Origin of the sequence: Pseudanabaena sp. lw0831, assembly GCF_016584665.1 — a bacterium.
GTDB lineage: Bacteria > Cyanobacteriota > Cyanobacteriia > Pseudanabaenales > Pseudanabaenaceae > Pseudanabaena.
In genome coordinates this window covers 25,793-42,947 of sequence record NZ_BBJB01000067.1, presented here as the reverse complement: position 1 = coordinate 42,947, position 17,155 = coordinate 25,793, and the positions used below count along the sequence as shown (strand labels likewise).

Below are 17,155 nucleotides of genomic sequence, written 5' to 3'. Positions count from 1 at the left end.
GGCGTTGCAATGAAGCGCCTCTATTTTTTGAAAATACATGCTCACAATCATTCTATTGATTTTTTCCAAGGTATTCATAAAACTTGCTTGGTATGAGTATCTCAAGTTTTTTCAAGATCAATCTTTGTTATTTGTGATTTTGGCTAATGAAATTATTTGGTTACCGTTGCTTTAATGATGATTGCAATATGGTTTGCGATCGCTATCAAGTAAAATCTCAAACCCAAGTAGCCTAATTTTATTTACCAATAATTTAAATGAAAACTCAGAAAACTTTTCCAGTAATACCAAAACACAAAAAAGAGGCAACAGATGATATAAGAGAAAAAGAAGAAAGAGGACAAAAAAATGGCAGGAGTATACAGATTATACCAAATCACTTAGTTCGGGCAACAGATAATATTTTTATACTGTAGATTAGGATTGTCTTTAGGTTCCGCTTTGCGACAATTATCTGTCGTTTTTACTTTGTGTTTTGGTATTAGAGAAGACTAGGAAGCAGATAATTCGAGATTAGCTGCTTGAAAATAGGATAAAGATTCTGATGTCGTAACTTCTGAAAAATGTCTGTAAAAGTGGCTGACGCTCACAAAGATTTCAGGGCGCTCTAGAACAATTACTTGATCGATGCGAGAGGTAATTGCCTTGGGCATTCTCAGAGGTGCGACAGGTGCAGCGAGCCAAATTTCTTTGTAGGGCATGGTTCTCATAGCGGCGGCGATCGCAGAGATCGTCGCTCCTGTGGCAATACCATCATCGACAAGGATGGCAGTTGTGTCGGCAATCTCTAAATGTGGGCGAAATGGCTGAAATGCCCGATGCAGTTCTTCCGCTTTAGTGCGTGCATATTGGAGAGCGTGTGACCATTCGCTAGTAGTACAATATTCACTTCCCATATCCAACATGTATCCGTCAGCAGTTATAGCGCCTAAGGCTGTTTCAGGATTAGTGGGCAGCACGATTTTTTTGGCGATCGCTATATCAAGAGGATAACCAAGTTGCTGAGCGATCGCGGCGGCAACTAATACCCCTCCGCGAGGAATCCCATACACTATCGGATTAGTAGGTCTTGCTTTGACAATAATCTCTGCCAATTGCAAGCCTGCACTATATCGATCTTCAAATAAACTAAGTATCTTCATGGAGAATTACACCTCCTTTTCATGATTACTCCTCCTCTTTCATTATATAGCAATGCAAGAGATAGATAGGACAAATCAAAACCCAAAAGATGAGTGGCGGTGCGAAGCACCGCCACTCATCTTTTGGGTTTTATGTCCTAAGCAAAACTTACATTGCTATATAGTGCCAATAAAAGAAAGGTGATAGGTTTTTATCAGGACAAGAAAACCCAGAAATGAAACAGCAATATCAGATCGATTTTTTGCTTTGGGCGAGCGCGAATAATTCATGACACTAACATAAAATCAGTAATTAGCTTAGCCGTAATCGGTGCAAAGAGAATCCCATTGCGATAGTGACCAGTCGCTAAAACTAGATTTTCATAATCACTTGCTCCAAGAAGTGGAACTTCATTGGGAGCATGGGGACGGAATCCCCACCATGTTTCGGTGATGGGCATATCCGCGATCGCAGGATATATAGAAATAGCTCTGTTTAATAACTGCGCGATCCCTGCGGCGGTATTGCCCTGCGAGAACCCATTGTCCTCAACCGTTGCCCCGATTACAATCGTTCCATCTTGGCGCGGCACGATATAGCAACTTGGCGCATAAATTACCTTTTGTAACTTGCGATCGCCATCAAATACCGAAAGCATTTGTCCTTTAATCGGCTTAATCGGCAAAGGCATCAGAGAGCGAGTCCATGCACCTGTTGCGAGAACATAGCGATCGCTTTGCAATTTACCAGCACTAGTATCGAGATGCGACACCAGATTGCGATCGCGTCCAATTTGATAAACTGTTGTTCCTTCCAAAATCTTGATCGAAAGCGATCTCGCGGTCGTTAGTAAAGCTTGCGTAAGCTTGCGGTTATTTACTTGTCCATCTTCAGGCAACCAGAGAGAACCTAAAATAGATTGACCCAAACCAGATTGACGTTTATAGGATTCCTCACGACTAATATATTTAGGATGTCCAGACATAACTTGGCGATCGCTTTCTTCTAAAACTGGCGCTAACATCCCACAACACCAATAACCGCAGTCTTGACCAGACAAGCGCATCAAGTTCGCAATCCATTGCGGATACATTTCACGGCTACGGATACCAAAATCTAATAGATTACCTTCTAGGCGTTCTGCTTCAGGTGCAAGCATTCCCGCCGCTGCCCATGTTGCACCATGTCCACAAAGATCCCTCTCAACTATAGTGACATTTGCCCCTTTTTGAGAAAGGGCGATCGCTATTGATAAGCCGATAATGCCACCACCAATTACTAAAACATCAGTCATTCTATTTCGCTCAATTCAGAATAATTGATCCAAAAATGTTGCGGTGGGCTACGCCCACCGCAACATTTTTGGATTTTGTTAAAAGTATTGCGAAGCAATACTTTTAACAAAAATTTGGGTTTTACTACAGCGCAGAGCGCTATATTTCACAACGAGTTGCTACTACAGCATAAAACGGATCGCTACTTGCCATCCCTAACATTGCTAAAAAAGGAGAACTAGGGGTCACATTTGCTACTAATTCAGGACGGGTGAAGCCTTGTGGAACCGAGGCAAAATACTTGAATACTAATTTAGTGCGATCGCCTGCTTCACCATCGCGCCATGCTTGAATTGCCTTCTGAGAAAACATCCGATTTGAGAAGCTAATAATTGCAAGACCACCAACTTTTAGAACGCGATGAATTTCCGCAAATACGGCTTCTGGATATTGCAAATACTGCACTGAGACTGTATTTAAAACTGCGTCAAAAGAGCGGTCGGCAAATGGTAATAATTGCTGTTTATTCAGGTTCTGGACAAAATAATGATCTAAGCGCGGGTTGCGAGCCAACTCTTCAGCATTCAGTCCATGCCCCTCTATATGGGCAAATTCCATTTCGTCAGGCAGGTGTGACACCCAGCTACTCATCAAATCGAGAATGCGTGTATTTGGTTGTAAGCGCTGACGATAAAGCTCTGTAAGTTGCTTAATAAAGCGATCGTCTACATGGGTGACAAAGCGCGGATAGTCATAGAACAGCGCATCATCGGAGTTATCAAGTTTTGTACGTTGTTCTGAAGCAAGTTGCATAGATAGTTATAGCAAGAGATACCGATCCAATCATACTCAAATTTTAGGTGACTCATCTTACGCAGAGCGAAGATCTGCCCTCACCCCTCACCCATTCTCCCGCAGGAGAATGGGTGAAAAGCCATATTATTTTCTTGTTCCTCTCTCCTGCGGGAGAGGGGCTAGGGGTGAGGGCTTTAGTTAACTTCTACATAACATGAGTTAGGTAACGCTAAAGAGGTATGGATAGGCAGTGCTTTGCACTGCCTATCCATACCTCTTTAGGAATGTTAAGCTTTATTAAGTTTTTAATGATAGTAATTCTCAATAAAGAATTCTCTGGTAGGATAAACAAAGAAAATTTATTGCAACTAATTCCTATTAGCTGCAATTGAAATCGTGAATTTTTTGGTAACTTACTGTTGATCTAAGTAGCTATGCAAATCTCTGAAAATCCTAATGTGAAATCTGATTGGTGGGCTGGGAATGCTCGTTTTGCCGATCTTTCTGGTCTTTTTATCGTGGCTCATGTTGCTCAAGCCGCATTAATCGCTTTTTGGGCTGGTGCATTTACCCTATATGAAATCTCATGGTATAGAGCCGATCTGCCTATGGGTAGCCAAGGCTTGATTTTGCTACCGCATCTTGCTTCTTTAGGGATTGGTGTTGGTGAAGGCGGCACAATTATTGATAGTTATTCCTGTTTTCTGATTGGCTCACTCCATCTGATCTCATCCGCAGTTTTGGCGGCGGGAGCATTGTTTCACCTCACCAAAACCCCAGCCAGTCTCAAAGAACTAAAGGGCTTTGCCAAAAATTTCCATTTTGAATGGACTGACTCGCGCAAATTAGGAATTATCTTGGGGCATCATTTGCTGTTCTTAGGAGCAGGAGCATTATTGCTTGCCGCAAAAGCGATGTACTTTGGTGGGCTTTATGACTCGACTATTCATGCTGTTAGGGTTGTGACTGCACCGACTCTCGATCCATTGGTGATCTATGGCTATCAAACTCATTTTGCAAGTGTGAATAGCTTAGAAGATCTTGTTGGCGGTCATATATATGTAGGGATTATGCTTTTGGCTGGTGGGGTTTGGCATATCGTCGTTCCACCTTTGGCTTGGGCGAAGAAAGTCTTGATCTTCTCTAGTGAAGCAATTCTCTCTTATTCATTAGGCGGTATTGCACTGGCTGGTTTTGTTGCTTCTTATTTCTGTGCAGTGAATACTCTTGCCTATCCTGTGGAGTTTTATGGTGAGATTTTGCAAGTGAAACTAAGCGTCATGCCTTTCTATGCTGATACCGTGACATTGCCCTTCGGAGCGCACACTCCCCGTTGCTGGCTAGCAAATGCTCACTTCATCTTGGCGTTCTTCTTCTTGCAAGGACATTTGTATCATGCGCTCAAGGCGATCGGCTTTGATTTTGGTCGTGTTAGTCGCGCCCTAAATATGGCGACTGCGGAATAACAGCCCATATTTCTACTAAGAGTTTGGCAAAGCCAAACTCTTAGTAGAAATATGGCTTTCTCAAAAAATATTAGAGAACAAAATCATGGCGATGTTTCTTGGCAGTTTATTAACGATCGCATCATTAACTTATCTGACAAACTTTTGGCTGCTGATGGCTCTGATACAAAGATAAATACATAGAGGTTCAAGCAATGAATTCTACATTAGTTAAATTAGCAGATAACCATTTATCGATTCCGCTTGCACCGCCAAGGGTTTTACACCTTCTCAATCATGGACTCAAAAGCTATTACTTCAAGCGTTACGAGTATATTCCACTTCGCAGTGATGTGTTGTGGCGCATTAAAACTGGAATTGTGCGGACGATGACTTGGGATGAGGAGGGCAACCAGATTATCTTGGGACTATGGAATGAAGGCGATATTGTCGGTAGTCTCATGTCAACTCTCGATCCTTATCAGATTCAATGTTTGAATGATGTTGAGGTGGAAATCTTACCATCGATTTTATGGGAACAGGCTTCTAGCGCAATTATTGACCATTGTCAGCAAACGCAACAGTTATTGAATATTGCTCATTGCCGCACTATTGATGTCAAACTCAAGAAGTTTCTCATTTGGTTGTCTAGAAAGTTTGGGAAACCTTGCGATCGCGGAATGACTATCGGTATCAAGCTTACCCATCAAGATATTGCCGATACGATTGGCTCGACCAGAGTAACCATGACGCGATCGCTTAACCAATTGCGACTACAAGGTTTACTCAGTTGGAAAAATCATTATTTGACATTGCATCAAAATTTCCCCGAAAGATCATTTCCATCTTTGCAAGAATCACTAATCTAATTTCTCAACATTTACTAATTATTCTAAACAAGGAAGAATATAATTATGGCTAAGATTGGCTTGTTTTTTGGCACTCAGACTGGAAATACTGAGAGTGCGGCTGAGGAAATTCAGAAAGCATTTGGTTCTGGGCTTGTGGATTTACATGATGTCGCAAAAGCTGATGCTAGTGATTTTGCGGACTATGATTGTGTGATTGTCGGTTGTCCGACGTGGAATATTGGTGAGCTGCAATCGGACTGGGAAGGTTTGTTGCCTGAACTTGATGATGTCGATTTTTCTGGTAAGAAAGTTGCTTATTTCGGGTGTGGCGATCAGATTGGCTATTCAGATAACTTCTTGGATGCGATCGGTATTCTCGAAGAGAAGATTGCAGAGCGTGGTGGCAAGACTGTTGGTTATTGGTCAATGGAAGGCTATGAATTTGATCAATCCAAAGCAGTACGCAATGGTAAATTTGTCGGATTGGCTCTAGATGATACTAATCAATCGGAGTTGACTGAGCAAAGATTGAAAAAGTGGGTAGCGCTGTTGAGGTCTGAGTTTGGTGTCTAACTTGAATGCTATAAACTTGAGAGCCTTTGTTCCTGCCAAAGATTTCAATCTCTCCAAGTCATTTTATCTAGACCTTGGATTTGAAATATTTTATGAAGATGCGGAACTAGCTGTCTTTAATGTTGGTAATACAGGTGTAGGCTTTTTCTTACAGAATTTTTATGTAAAGGAACTTGCCGAAACCCTAATGATGCATCTGTTGGTTGAAGATGTGGATAGTTGGTGGGCTGAAGTCCAGAACCGCGAAATTGCTGAAAGGTATAATGTGAGAGTTATTCCCCCAAAACAGCAGGAATGGAAAATGCGCGACTTTGTAGTAATCGATCCGTCAGGTGTTTTATGGAGGATTGCCGAGAATTCATAATACAGAGATTGAGTCTAATGTAGGATGCGTTAGTGCAACGTAACGCATCAATAGTAAAAATGATGGGTTACGCTATCGCTAATCCATCCTACGCTTAATTTCAACAACTTGCTTGGCAAAAGTTAGGATTAGAGTTATTCAGGTTAATTTGGGTTGATGACAGTTCAGAAATTTAAATTTAATCATTTGCTTTTACGCGATCGCTTTCTTCCAACTTTAGTTTTATTAACGATGGGACTGCTGCTAACGATGGCAATTTCTCTATGCCAAGGAGCCGTCCCGCTTAGCTGGAATGATCTCTGGCAAGCGCTCTGGCATCAAGGCGAATCAATTAATCAAACGATTATTTGGGAACTGCGATTACCGCGCATTATTGCGGCGATGGTGGTCGGTGCGGCGCTAGGAATGTCGGGTGCATTGCTGCAAGGAATGTTGCGAAATGGACTTGCCGATCCTTTTGTGTTGGGCATTTCCGCAGGTGCGGGACTCGTTGCGATCGCAATGATTACCCTCGGTGTCGTGCAGACTTTGGTTCCTGTAGGTGCATGGATAGGTGCGATCGCAACTGCAATAATCGTTTATTCCCTTGGCTACTTGGGCGGTGGACTTTCAGTCGAGCGCTTGATTTTGGCGGGTGTGGCGATTAGCTCGATGTTTGGGGCTATCCAAACTACTTTGCTATTACTTGCTGACGATGGCAGGATTCAGGCGGCGCTAAATTGGCTGATCGGCAGTCTCAATGGTCGCGGATGGGCTGAAGTGAATAATGTTGGGCCATATGTGGGCATGGCGCTAATTGCTGGGTGCTTGTTGGCACGCCCACTCAATTTGCTCAATCTTGGCGACGATATGGCTTCGGGTTTAGGAACTTCTCTTGTGCGATCGCGTTTAGCGATCGGTGCAGTGGCGAGTTTACTAGCAGCAAGTGCCGTCAGTATGGCGGGGCTAATTGGCTTTGTCGGCTTGGTTGTGCCGCATGGTGTGCGGTTGTTGGTCGGTTCTGATTATCGATGGATTTTGCCATGTTCGGCGATCGGTGGTGCGTGGGTGCTGACTCTTGCGGATTTACTGTCGCGATTAGGAACGGTGGAATTACCTGTGGGCGCAGTTACTGCGTTGCTGGGTTCGCCGCTATTTATTTGGTTGCTCTATCGGCGCGGCAAGAGAGGTTAGAAATGGATAATTATGATCTTTCTGATGCATTGTTAGAATCAAAACATCTCTTTGGTGGCTATAGCAAACAGGCGATCGTCAAGGATGTGTCGCTATCTTTGCATAAAGGAGAATGGCTAAGCCTAGTCGGTGCGAACGGTTCAGGCAAATCAACTTTATTACGATTATTTAGCCGTATCCTTACGCCTCAAACTGGCACAGTTCTACTTGATGGCAAAGCGATTCATCAACAATCTGCACAGGCGGTAGCGCGGCAGTTGGCGATTTTGCCCCAGCAGCAAGTTGTTCCTGCGGGGTTAACTGTGCGACAACTGGTGAGCCTCGGACGCACTCCTCATCAACCTTGGTGGCAATGGGATCTGAGTTTAGAAGATCGCGAAAAGGTAGACATTGCGATCGCGCAAACCCAGTTAACTGAATTTAGCGATCGCCCTGTAGAGCAGCTTTCGGGTGGTGAGAGGCAAAGGGCTTTTTTAGCTTTGACCTTAGCTCAAGATCCACAAGTTCTATTGCTCGATGAACCGACTACATTTTTGGATTTGCATCATCAGTTAGAGCTATTGGAACTTTTGAAAACGCTCAATCACGAGCGTCAATTGTCGATTATTACGGTGCTGCATGATATTAATTTGGCGGTGCGTTATAGCGATCGCATTGCCATGCTGAAGAACGGAGAAATTGTCGCGATCGGTACTCCCGATCAAGCGATCACGCCTGAAAATCTACGTCAAGTTTTTGATGTGGAAGCAATGACAATCATTACCCCTGTGGGGTTACAGATTTGCTTGCTGTCACCGTCACATACTTTAGTTAGGAGTCGAGATCCTACGGCTAGCGGAGCAGAACTCTAAAAAAAGGCAAGCGCCAACTTGCCCTCAAATTATCGACATCAAATCGACATCAACATCATATGAAATTTCATCCCATTCTGTTCAAGAATGCTGCATTTTTATTGCTTAGCATTTCCATATCGCTATTATTTGCAGAATTAGCGATCGCTGAAAATATTCCTCATAATTTAGAACGTCCTACTAAAGTCAAGGGGCTGAAGCCCCTTGACCTAAAAATCGCCCAAGCATCTCCTGTTCAAGTTACTAGGGTTCAAATCAATTCTAGTAATTCAAAGCTAGAGATTATTTTGGAAGCCTTAGAGGGGCGATCGCTACAAATTGACACTTCCAAGTTTCGGATTGAAGGCAATAATCTTGTTGCTGATATTCCCAATGCGGTACTAGCGATCCCTGATATGCAGGAATTTAGTACCGCCAATCCAACTGCTGAAATCAGCAAAATCAACATTACTCAACTTGATGTGAGTACCTTGCGGGTCAATGTGTTTGGTAATGGCAAGCCACCCACCCAAGAAGTTTCGTTGAAAACTCAAGGACAGCCTTTTAGCCTTAATCGCGATGATGAACCTGAAGAAGAAATTACGGTCACAGGTACAAGAACTGCTAGACCAACAAGACTAACCCCTGGTTCGATCGCGGTAATTGATGCCGACAAAATCGATCAAAACCTATCTCAGGATTTGCGCGATGTCTTCCGTTACGAGCCAAATATTTCGGTTGGGAATAATCGCCGCTATGGATTGCAAGATATCAATATTCGCGGTTTAGGCGGCAACCGTGTTTTGATTCTCAATGACGGGATTCGACTTCCCACCCAGTTCTCTTTTGGAACATCTTCCCTTGGGCGCGATTACGTCGATATTGAAAGCTTGCAACGGGTTGAAGTAGTTCGGGGACCAGCCTCTGCTCTTTATGGAAGTGACGCTTTGGGCGGCGTGGTCAGCTTTCGTACTATAGATCCCGAAGATTTACTCAAAAAGCGTCCAGATCAATCAGTGGTAACTAGTCTCTCCACTAATGTGGAAACTAGCGATCGCAGTTTTACAAATACCGCTGCGATCGCATTCCGTGACGGTAATTTTGAAGGCTTACTCGGTTACACTCGCCGAGATGGAGCCGAAGTAAGGGTTCCTACAGGCAACGAGTTTGTTGATAGCCGCAGTAATGCTCGTAACAACTGGCTCGGTAAATTAGTTTATCGCATCGATGCAACTAGCAAAATTGGTTTCGCTGCGGAAATCTTCCGTAATCGCGATAACTTTAAAGTTGCGCCAATTACTGTGGCAGGATTGCAATCACCAACAGGATTTCGGGGGCAGGACGAGGCTTTAGATAATAATGTTTCCCGCGATCGCTTTAGTATCTCCTATGATTTCAACGATCCCAATAGCACCAGCTTTTTGACTGCCGCCAAAGCTCAGATCTACTATCAAAACTCCAATGTTGAAGAAATTCGCACTCAAGATTTTGTAAGAACTGGTGCAGGTGTCGATCGCCGTCGCCTTCGTAATCTCACCAATACCTTTAGCGATCGCCTTCTTGGCGGCGAATTAGAATTTCAAAGTCGTTTTAAAATTGATGAGATCCTCAATACTCTGACCTATGGGATTGACATTTCTAGTACTCGTAATGAGCGCGTTCGTAACGGTACTGAAAACCGCTTTAATGCAACAGGAGCAAATATTCTCACTACTAATGTGGTTGGCGCGGATAATTTTCCTGTCAAGGACTTTCCCGATTCTGACACCTTCCGTTTAGGTGTCTATGTCCAAAATGCAATTGATTTTAGTGACACCTTCACATTGATTGCAGGGCTAAGATTCGATTCCTATCAACTCAAGACTAAAATCGACGAAATCTATCTGCGAAATTCCCCTAGTGCTTCGGCAGCGGACTTTAATGACTCGGCAATTTCACCCAGCCTTGGTTTTGTCTGGCAAACCTCGCCCGAATGGACATTGACAGGGAGATATGCCAAGGGGTTTCGCACACCCTTATATAGTGAAATCAATTCTGGCTTCACCAACCTCACCAGCCCCACTTTCCGTTACCAAACCCTGTCGAATCCAAACCTGAAACCTGAAACCAGTGATACTTTTGAGATTGGAGTTAGAGCTAATTATCCTCAGTTCAACTTCAATCTCACAGGTTTTTACAACAGTTATAGTAACTTCATTGAATCCTTTGCAAGTGTAGGATTTGCTACAGTTAACGGTATTCCCAACGTAAATCTATTCCAAACTCAGAATGTAGCGAAGGCAAGTACTTATGGGATTGAATTGGGTAGTGAGTATCGCTTTGATCCTGCCAATGACGGATTCAGCCTGATTGCAGCTCTAGGGCTAACGGTTGGTGAAAATCAAACTACCAATCAACCTTTGGAAACCGTCGATCCAATTAAGTTGGTGACAGGCTTACGCTATCGTGCTCCTCAGAGTATTTGGGGAGCCGACCTGATCGCCACTTTTGCAGGTCAACCCAGACTTGCCAGCAACCGACCAGCCAATGCCTACACACCGCAAGGCTATACGGTCGTTGACTTGACTGGATTCTACAAAATCACTCCGCAGCTAACTCTGAATATGGGAATTTTCAATCTATTTAATAGCCAATATTTCCTTTATTCCGATGTGCGCCCTCTGATTACGGCTCCTGCCCCAACAGATCTTGCTAGATTTGCTCAAACAGGAATTAGTCTTAGGGCTGGATTGACCTTTGTTTTTTAAAAGTATTCCAATCCTCAAAATGGCAATGCCATTTTGAGGATTGGAATAAACGGCGCAAACACCACTTTTTATATCAATTAGGAGAATCTCAAAATGACCGTACAATTTCGACATATCATGCTGATGGTAAGAGACGTTCCTGCCGCCGCACAGTTCTACAGTTCAGGGTTAGGTTTGGAAATCACTAAATTGAGTCCCAACATGGCAGAACTTGATGCAAATGGCACAAAGCTCATTATCCATGGTGTAGAAACAGATCCTCAAACTGGTGGATCGCCTATCCTCAGTTTTCATGTCGATGATCTGCCAGAAGCGATCGCAACTTTAGAAGCTCTCGGTGGCAAGCTAGAAGGGCGCATTCGCGAACCTTTCTTTGGGAAGGTTGCCGCTGTTCGCAGCCCCGAAGGACATTTGCTCAGCTTATTGCAACCAACGATAAGTAGCTAAGCACAATTAAATATAAAATCCTAAAAACTGTACCGCCCGCTGCGCGGGCGGTACAGTTTTTAGCTCTGGGGTTTTAATTATGCCGAGGTACTTAATTAAGTAACTCATGTTACGCAGAATTTTCAAAGACCCTCACCCCTAGCCCTTCTCCCTTTTTGGGAGAGGGGGAAAGAAAAACTGAAAACCGCCTCTTGCTCCCCTTCTCCCACATTGGGAGAAGGGGTTGGGGGATGAGGGCAGATTTTCTATCTGCGTAAGGTGAGTTAGGTAATTTATAGAGAAAATTGAAAGTGATAAACCTATGGAAAATATGACCTTTGAAGCCGCGATCGCCTACACCGAGACTTTACGAGTACAAAAAGATTTAGAAGCCTCACAACTAAAATCAGAAGTTGAAGCACTTGTTAAAACCTCAAATGGAGCGAGAGGATTTTTTGTAAGCTTTTTGACGGGTACATGGGAATTAGCCGATAACCCTAGTCCTGCAATTATTCAAGCCTTGCAAGCTGAACCCATTGCGATCGCGGAATTGCTGGTGAAAAATCTTGCCATGTCAACTGCCATGGCACTCACTCATCAACGCAATGGCAAAACCGAACAAGCCCATGATTCCGAACTCGTGGCTAAACGCACCGCGATGTTAATTAAAAAAGTCGATCTGCCTGAAGTTCGTACAATTTCTGCCCAAATGTTGAACTCAGCCATCTCAAACGACGGCGAATACGCCGATTTCTTTCAAAAGTGGGGCTATGATGCAGAACAAAAACAAGCGATCTCAAATGTCCTAAGTTGTAGCAATTGCTGATTAAACGAACCAATAATTTTTTAAAAGTGTTGCTTTGCAACACTTTTAAAAAATTATTGGTTCGCACTTAAGCGCAAAGCGCTGTAATAACCCTTATATTAAGCAAAGATGATTTATCAAGTATTTCAATTCATGCGATCGCTAAGAAATTGGGTGATTATCCTTATAGTCGCTATATTTACTGTTTCCTGTACTCCCACAGTTCCTTCTCAATCTCCTCTCGTTGTAAATACTTTACAGGCTAAGGCTACCGAAGTTAAACCAGCCAATACTTCTAAGGTAGTCGCTTTGACTTCACTTTCAGCAGACATTATCTATCGCTTAGATAAAACTAAATTAGTGGGTATCCCAGGCAGTCGCTTGCTGAGAGAGAATACCGAAATGTCTAAACTGCCCCAAGTTAGCGAAGGACAAACGCCGCCGAATTTAGAGAAAATCATTGCCCTCAAGCCTGATTTGGTAATCGGCGCAACGGGTTTTCATGATCAGGTTCTCGCCAAATTGAAGGAGCTAGGCATTCGGACGATGACCTCTAGCATTACCAGTTGGCAATCATTAGAGGAATTAACCACTGCGATCGCTACCGAAATCCAAGCCGATCCCACAGCCCTAATTAAGTCCTATGAAACTCTCATCTCGACTAAAGCCACTAAACCAGAATCAACGCTCGTTTTAGTAAGTTCTCAACCAATCCTTGCGCCGAATAAAAATAGTTGGGCAGGAGATTTGCTGACTAAGTTCCAAATTGAAAATGCGGCGGCTGAACTTCAGGGTCAAAGCCCTCAAAAAGGCTATATCACCCTTTCTGCAGAGAAAGTCTTGGAGACAAATCCCAAAGTGTTGATTTTGGTTGATTTTGGGGATGGTGCAATCAATAAGCTCAAGGAAGCCCCCTTCTGGAATAAGCTCGATGCTGTCAAGGGAGATCGCGTCTATACACTTGGTTACTACGGTTTAGTTAACCCTGGCAGTCTTGATGCGATCGCTAAAGCTTGTACGCAACTGCAAGCGATCGTTAGCGCCAAAGTTTAGTATTAAAAACCAAAAAACCAAAAAAGCAAATTGCTCGCGTAGCGAGCAATTTGCTTTTTTGGTTTTTATTCGCTCATAACGTTTGTGTTATAGCGCTTTGCGTTATAACTTTGAATATCCCCATATTAAGAACCAGCCGATGTTTTCGACCAATGCGATCGCCAATTACCTATCTGGATTTCAGATACCGCAACCTCTACTTGCTACCGCTGAGTCAGAAAATGCGCCAGTTATTCTGTCAGGGGTATTGCTCACCCTCATTATTATTTACATCGCCAGTAAAGTCGGTAGTGAAATTGCTAAACGACTAGACCTACCGCCTGTTTTAGGAGAATTAGTTGCTGGTGTGATTATCGGTGTATCCGCATTGCGCTTAGTCATTTTTCCAGAAGGTGGTTTTGCGGCATCGGACTCTTTGATCATGTCGGGCTTGCAGTTGCTCAATAACCTATCACCCGAAGGCGTTAACAGCATATTTGCAACCCAAAGTGAAGTGATTTCGGTAATAGCTGAGTTGGGTGTAATTGTCCTTCTCTTTGAGATTGGATTAGAGTCAGACTTGCGTCAACTCAAAGAAGTCGGCATCCAAGCTTTTGTAGTTGCCTTTATCGGTGTAACTGCTCCCTTTGCGGTTGGTACACTCGGATTAATGTACTTTTTCCATGTAGCCGCGATTCCTGCAATTTTTGCAGGAGCCGCTCTCACCGCCACCAGTATCGGTATTACCTCTAAGGTCTTGGCAGAAATTGGTCAGCTCAAATCCAAGGAAGGACAAATCATCGTTGGTGCAGCCGTCATTGATGATGTATTAGGAATCATCGTTTTGGCTGTGGTAGCGAGTTTGGCGAAAACAGGTGAAGTTGATATTACCAACGTCGCAATTCTATTAGTTAGCGCGATCGCCTTCCTGTTTGGTTCAATTCTCTTAGGTGGATTCTTTAACAAAACTTTCGTTGCATTAGTAGATAAGATCCAAACTCGCGGCAATATTGTCATTCCCGCTTTTATCTTTGCCTATGTGATGGCATTTATCGGCAATGCGATCCATTTAGAAGCAATCTTAGGAGCATTCGCCGCAGGATTAGTACTTGATGAAACTGACGCTCGCAAAGAGTTAGATGAATTGATTAAACCTGTTGCAGATTTATTAGTCCCAGTTTTCTTTGTGACCGTTGGGGCTAGAGCCGATTTGACGGTACTGAATCCGATGATTCCTGAAAATCGTAGCGGCTTATTAATCGCTGTATTTATGCTTGCAGTAGCGATCGCAGGCAAAGTAATCACAGGTTGGGTCGTATTTGGTATCCCAAATATCAATCGCTTAGCGATCGGTGTGGGCATGATTCCTCGTGGTGAAGTTGGTCTTGTATTTGCGGGTATTGGCACGGCTAGTGGCGCGATCGACAAGCCGCTAGAAGTCGCAATCATCATCATGGTGATTATGACCACATTTCTTGCACCGCCTTTTCTGCGGATAGCCTTTGGCACGACTGACGAGCCACCAACCAGTGAAGAATTGTTCAACAAACAAGCATAAAAAAGAAGCGACTCATTGAGTCGCTTCTTTTTTATTTAACTCTAGTTGTACTTCGCAATAGCTGCCGATCGCATATTTCTATACTCATGGCAGGCTCCAGACAAGCAAACCCCTGACAAACGATCGCGATCGCATCAGGATTCGGTAAATGTTTATCAATGCGTAACATCACCGCAGGCAGATATTGGCGGTTGAGACATTCATATTGAGTAGGAAGAGTACGGACAAGGGTGTGATTGCGGAACCAGTCAAAGGCAACTAATAGGCTAGGACAAGCCACGGGACTATTCGTAATCACATGACCAAAGCGTTTGAGAGCTAATTCTGCGCGATCAAGATACTCTAATTTTTCCGTCAGGCTAGCAATGCGGACCAGATTCGCGATCGCGATTCCATTGGGTGAAGGCGTAGCATTGTCTTGATAGTTACGCTCACGCAACAGCAAATGCTGGCTGGATTCGCTAGTAGTGTTGAAATAGCCACCCGATAAAGCATCCCAGAAATCACGATCAAATTCAGCTTGGATGGCGATCGCTTGTTGCAAATAAAAATTTGCCTCCTCAGGAATGGCTTGATGCAAATCGAGAAGAGCTTTAATTAAGAACGCATAGTCTTCTGATTGCGCCGCCACTGCCGCTTGACCTTCATAATTAATCCTTTGTAAATGCCCTTCGATCCATTGGTTTTCGAGAATGAACTTAGTCGCATTGACCGCGAGTTGTTTATAAATGGGCTTTTGGAAAGCACGATAGGCATTCGCCAAACCTGAGATCGTCAGAGCATTCCAAGCCGTTATTGCCTTGGTATCGGTCACAGGCGGTACGCGCCCTTCCCAATCAATTTCGCGAATATCCGCTTGGCTACGAGCAACAGGAAACGCATCGGTCGGGCGTGAATATTCACCATAACGGATGCGAAATAATTTAGTTAAACAAGCTTCAACTTCTGGTGATAGTTCACCGCGTTTTTTACGTTGCAAAACATTAGTTTCTTCAAAATTACCAATTTCGGAAATCGTAAATTCTTGAACTAATAAGTCAAGTTCTGCCGCACTAAAATTCTTTTTGAGTTCCGTGTAGCTCCATACCCAAAACTTTCCTTCTCTTCCTTCACTATCCGCATCTTGCGAAGCATAGAAGCATCCTTCTTCGGCAAGCATTTCGCGTTGGAGCCATATGGCAGTTAGCTCACAACTACGAGCGATCGCAGGTTCTTGTAATCCCGACATCCAGAGATTCGCCATATACTCCATGATCAAACCATTGTCGTAGAGCATCTTCTCAAAGTGCGGCACTGTCCAAGTGGGATCAACTGTGTAGCGGTGCCATCCTCCCGCCACATGGTCAAAGATGCCGCCAAGAGCCAAAGACAAACCACGCTGTTGTACTTTATCTTTGAGAAGAGTTTCACTAGATTCAGGATTTAGAGATTCAAAGCGACTTGCCCTTAACAAAAAGTCGGCATAGGGAATCATTGGGAAACAAGTTCCATAATCGCGATTGGTGACAACTTCAGCGCATTTAGCAATTCCATTTGCCAATACTTCGTCGCTAATAATCGGCACGGGCGTATGTTTATTAACTTGGTGCAGATTACGAACTATTTGCTCTTTATAATCTTGGATATCTGGATTGCGATCGTGATAGATTTCTAGAATCGATTGCAGTACTCGCAAAAATCCTGGTCGTCCATAGCGTGGCTCGATAGGGAAGTATGTCCCGCCATAAAATGGGACCAAATCATCGGGAGCTAGAAACAAATTTAGGGGCCAGCCGCCACTTTCCCCCATGATCTGCACGGCTTGCATATAGATGCTATCAAGGTCAGGACGCTCCTCGCGATCAACCTTAATCGCCACAAAGCGATCGTTCATGTAGTCTGCAATTACGGTGTCCGAAAAAGCCTCATGCTCCATCACCGTACACCAATGGCAGCTAGAGTAACCAATTGACAAAAAGATTGGCTTGTTTTCAGTTCTCGCTTTTTCTAAAGCTTCATCGCCCCAAGGATACCAATCAATCGGGTTATCAGCGTGTTTACGGAGATAGAGACTTTGCGATTGCGCGAGACGATTGGGCATAGGGCAAAATTTGACTTTGCGAAAATGGGTAAAGGTACTGTAAACAGTCTAACTCTTTGTTTCACAATTATTTCCACGCA

Annotated in this window: 18 protein-coding genes; 14 read left to right on the top strand and 4 right to left on the bottom strand. The window is 43.7% G+C overall.

What is annotated here, in order from left to right; translation table 11 throughout:
• Positions 1-37: 37 nt before the first annotated feature.
• Entirely contained in the window at positions 38-175 is a 138-nt protein-coding gene (locus APA_RS25800; protein WP_201322859.1) for a DMT family protein, read from the top strand.
• Between the two features lie 82 nt (positions 176-257).
• The gene (locus APA_RS13870; RefSeq protein ID WP_201322858.1) at positions 258-416 is read left to right on the top strand and encodes a hypothetical protein; all 159 of its coding nucleotides are present in this window, start codon (positions 258-260) and stop codon (positions 414-416) included.
• A 75-nt stretch (positions 417-491) separates the two neighbouring features.
• Here the strand turns inward: APA_RS13870 and APA_RS13865 are convergent, their stop codons facing one another.
• The 3 genes from APA_RS13865 to APA_RS13855 all read right to left on the bottom strand — a co-directional run bounded on the left by APA_RS13865 (position 492) and on the right by APA_RS13855 (position 3,209).
• Positions 492-1,142: a phosphoribosyltransferase gene (locus tag APA_RS13865; RefSeq protein WP_201322857.1), complete on the bottom strand. Its 651-nt coding sequence runs from the start codon at positions 1,140-1,142 to the stop codon at positions 492-494.
• Between the two features lie 266 nt (positions 1,143-1,408).
• Positions 1,409-2,416, bottom strand: coding sequence for a glycine oxidase ThiO (gene thiO / locus APA_RS13860; RefSeq protein WP_201322856.1), 1,008 nt, complete (start codon positions 2,414-2,416; stop codon positions 1,409-1,411).
• Positions 2,417-2,555: 139 nt separating this feature from the next.
• Complete coding sequence (locus APA_RS13855; protein ID WP_201322855.1) at positions 2,556-3,209, bottom strand: class I SAM-dependent methyltransferase; 654 nt, start codon at positions 3,207-3,209, stop codon at positions 2,556-2,558.
• Between the two features lie 416 nt (positions 3,210-3,625).
• Here APA_RS13855 and APA_RS13850 point away from each other — a divergent pair, with 416 nt between their 5' ends.
• From APA_RS13850 to APA_RS13800, 12 genes are all read left to right on the top strand, one after another.
• Positions 3,626-4,657, top strand: a complete 1,032-nt coding sequence (locus APA_RS13850) for a chlorophyll a/b binding light-harvesting protein (RefSeq protein WP_201322854.1) — start codon at positions 3,626-3,628, stop codon at positions 4,655-4,657.
• A gap of 51 nt (positions 4,658-4,708) precedes the next feature.
• Positions 4,709-4,840 (top strand): hypothetical protein, encoded by a 132-nt coding sequence (locus APA_RS25510; protein ID WP_268961924.1) that lies wholly within the window; start codon positions 4,709-4,711, stop codon positions 4,838-4,840.
• Between the two features lie 11 nt (positions 4,841-4,851).
• Positions 4,852-5,505, top strand: coding sequence for a Crp/Fnr family transcriptional regulator (locus APA_RS13845; protein ID WP_201322853.1), 654 nt, complete (start codon positions 4,852-4,854; stop codon positions 5,503-5,505).
• A 45-nt stretch (positions 5,506-5,550) separates the two neighbouring features.
• The gene (gene fldA / locus APA_RS13840; RefSeq protein WP_201322852.1) at positions 5,551-6,060 is read left to right on the top strand and encodes a flavodoxin FldA; all 510 of its coding nucleotides are present in this window, start codon (positions 5,551-5,553) and stop codon (positions 6,058-6,060) included.
• Entirely contained in the window at positions 6,053-6,424 is a 372-nt protein-coding gene (locus APA_RS13835; protein WP_201322851.1) for a VOC family protein, read from the top strand. The genes fldA and APA_RS13835 overlap by 8 nt, the downstream gene beginning before the upstream one ends.
• Positions 6,425-6,655: 231 nt before the next feature.
• Positions 6,656-7,597 (top strand): FecCD family ABC transporter permease, encoded by a 942-nt coding sequence (locus APA_RS13830; protein ID WP_374101361.1) that lies wholly within the window; start codon positions 6,656-6,658, stop codon positions 7,595-7,597.
• Positions 7,598-7,599: 2 nt separating this feature from the next.
• Complete coding sequence (locus tag APA_RS13825; RefSeq protein WP_201322849.1) at positions 7,600-8,448, top strand: ABC transporter ATP-binding protein; 849 nt, start codon at positions 7,600-7,602, stop codon at positions 8,446-8,448.
• A 59-nt stretch (positions 8,449-8,507) separates the two neighbouring features.
• The gene (locus APA_RS13820) at positions 8,508-11,174 is read left to right on the top strand and encodes a TonB-dependent hemoglobin/transferrin/lactoferrin family receptor (protein WP_201322848.1); all 2,667 of its coding nucleotides are present in this window, start codon (positions 8,508-8,510) and stop codon (positions 11,172-11,174) included.
• A 93-nt stretch (positions 11,175-11,267) separates the two neighbouring features.
• Entirely contained in the window at positions 11,268-11,621 is a 354-nt protein-coding gene (locus tag APA_RS13815; protein WP_201322847.1) for a VOC family protein, read from the top strand.
• 301 nt (positions 11,622-11,922) lie between these two features.
• A complete protein-coding gene (locus APA_RS13810; RefSeq protein WP_236579582.1) occupies positions 11,923-12,426 on the top strand; it encodes a hypothetical protein in 504 nt (167 codons plus the stop codon).
• A gap of 108 nt (positions 12,427-12,534) precedes the next feature.
• Positions 12,535-13,458: an ABC transporter substrate-binding protein gene (locus APA_RS13805; RefSeq protein WP_236579581.1), complete on the top strand. Its 924-nt coding sequence runs from the start codon at positions 12,535-12,537 to the stop codon at positions 13,456-13,458.
• Between the two features lie 139 nt (positions 13,459-13,597).
• Positions 13,598-14,995: a cation:proton antiporter gene (locus APA_RS13800; protein ID WP_201322846.1), complete on the top strand. Its 1,398-nt coding sequence runs from the start codon at positions 13,598-13,600 to the stop codon at positions 14,993-14,995.
• A gap of 31 nt (positions 14,996-15,026) precedes the next feature.
• Here APA_RS13800 and APA_RS13795 read toward each other — a convergent pair whose 3' ends face one another.
• On the bottom strand, positions 15,027-17,075 hold the full coding sequence (locus APA_RS13795; RefSeq protein WP_201322845.1) for a thioredoxin domain-containing protein: 2,049 nt from the start codon (positions 17,073-17,075) through the stop codon (positions 15,027-15,029).
• Positions 17,076-17,155: the final 80 nt, after the last annotated feature.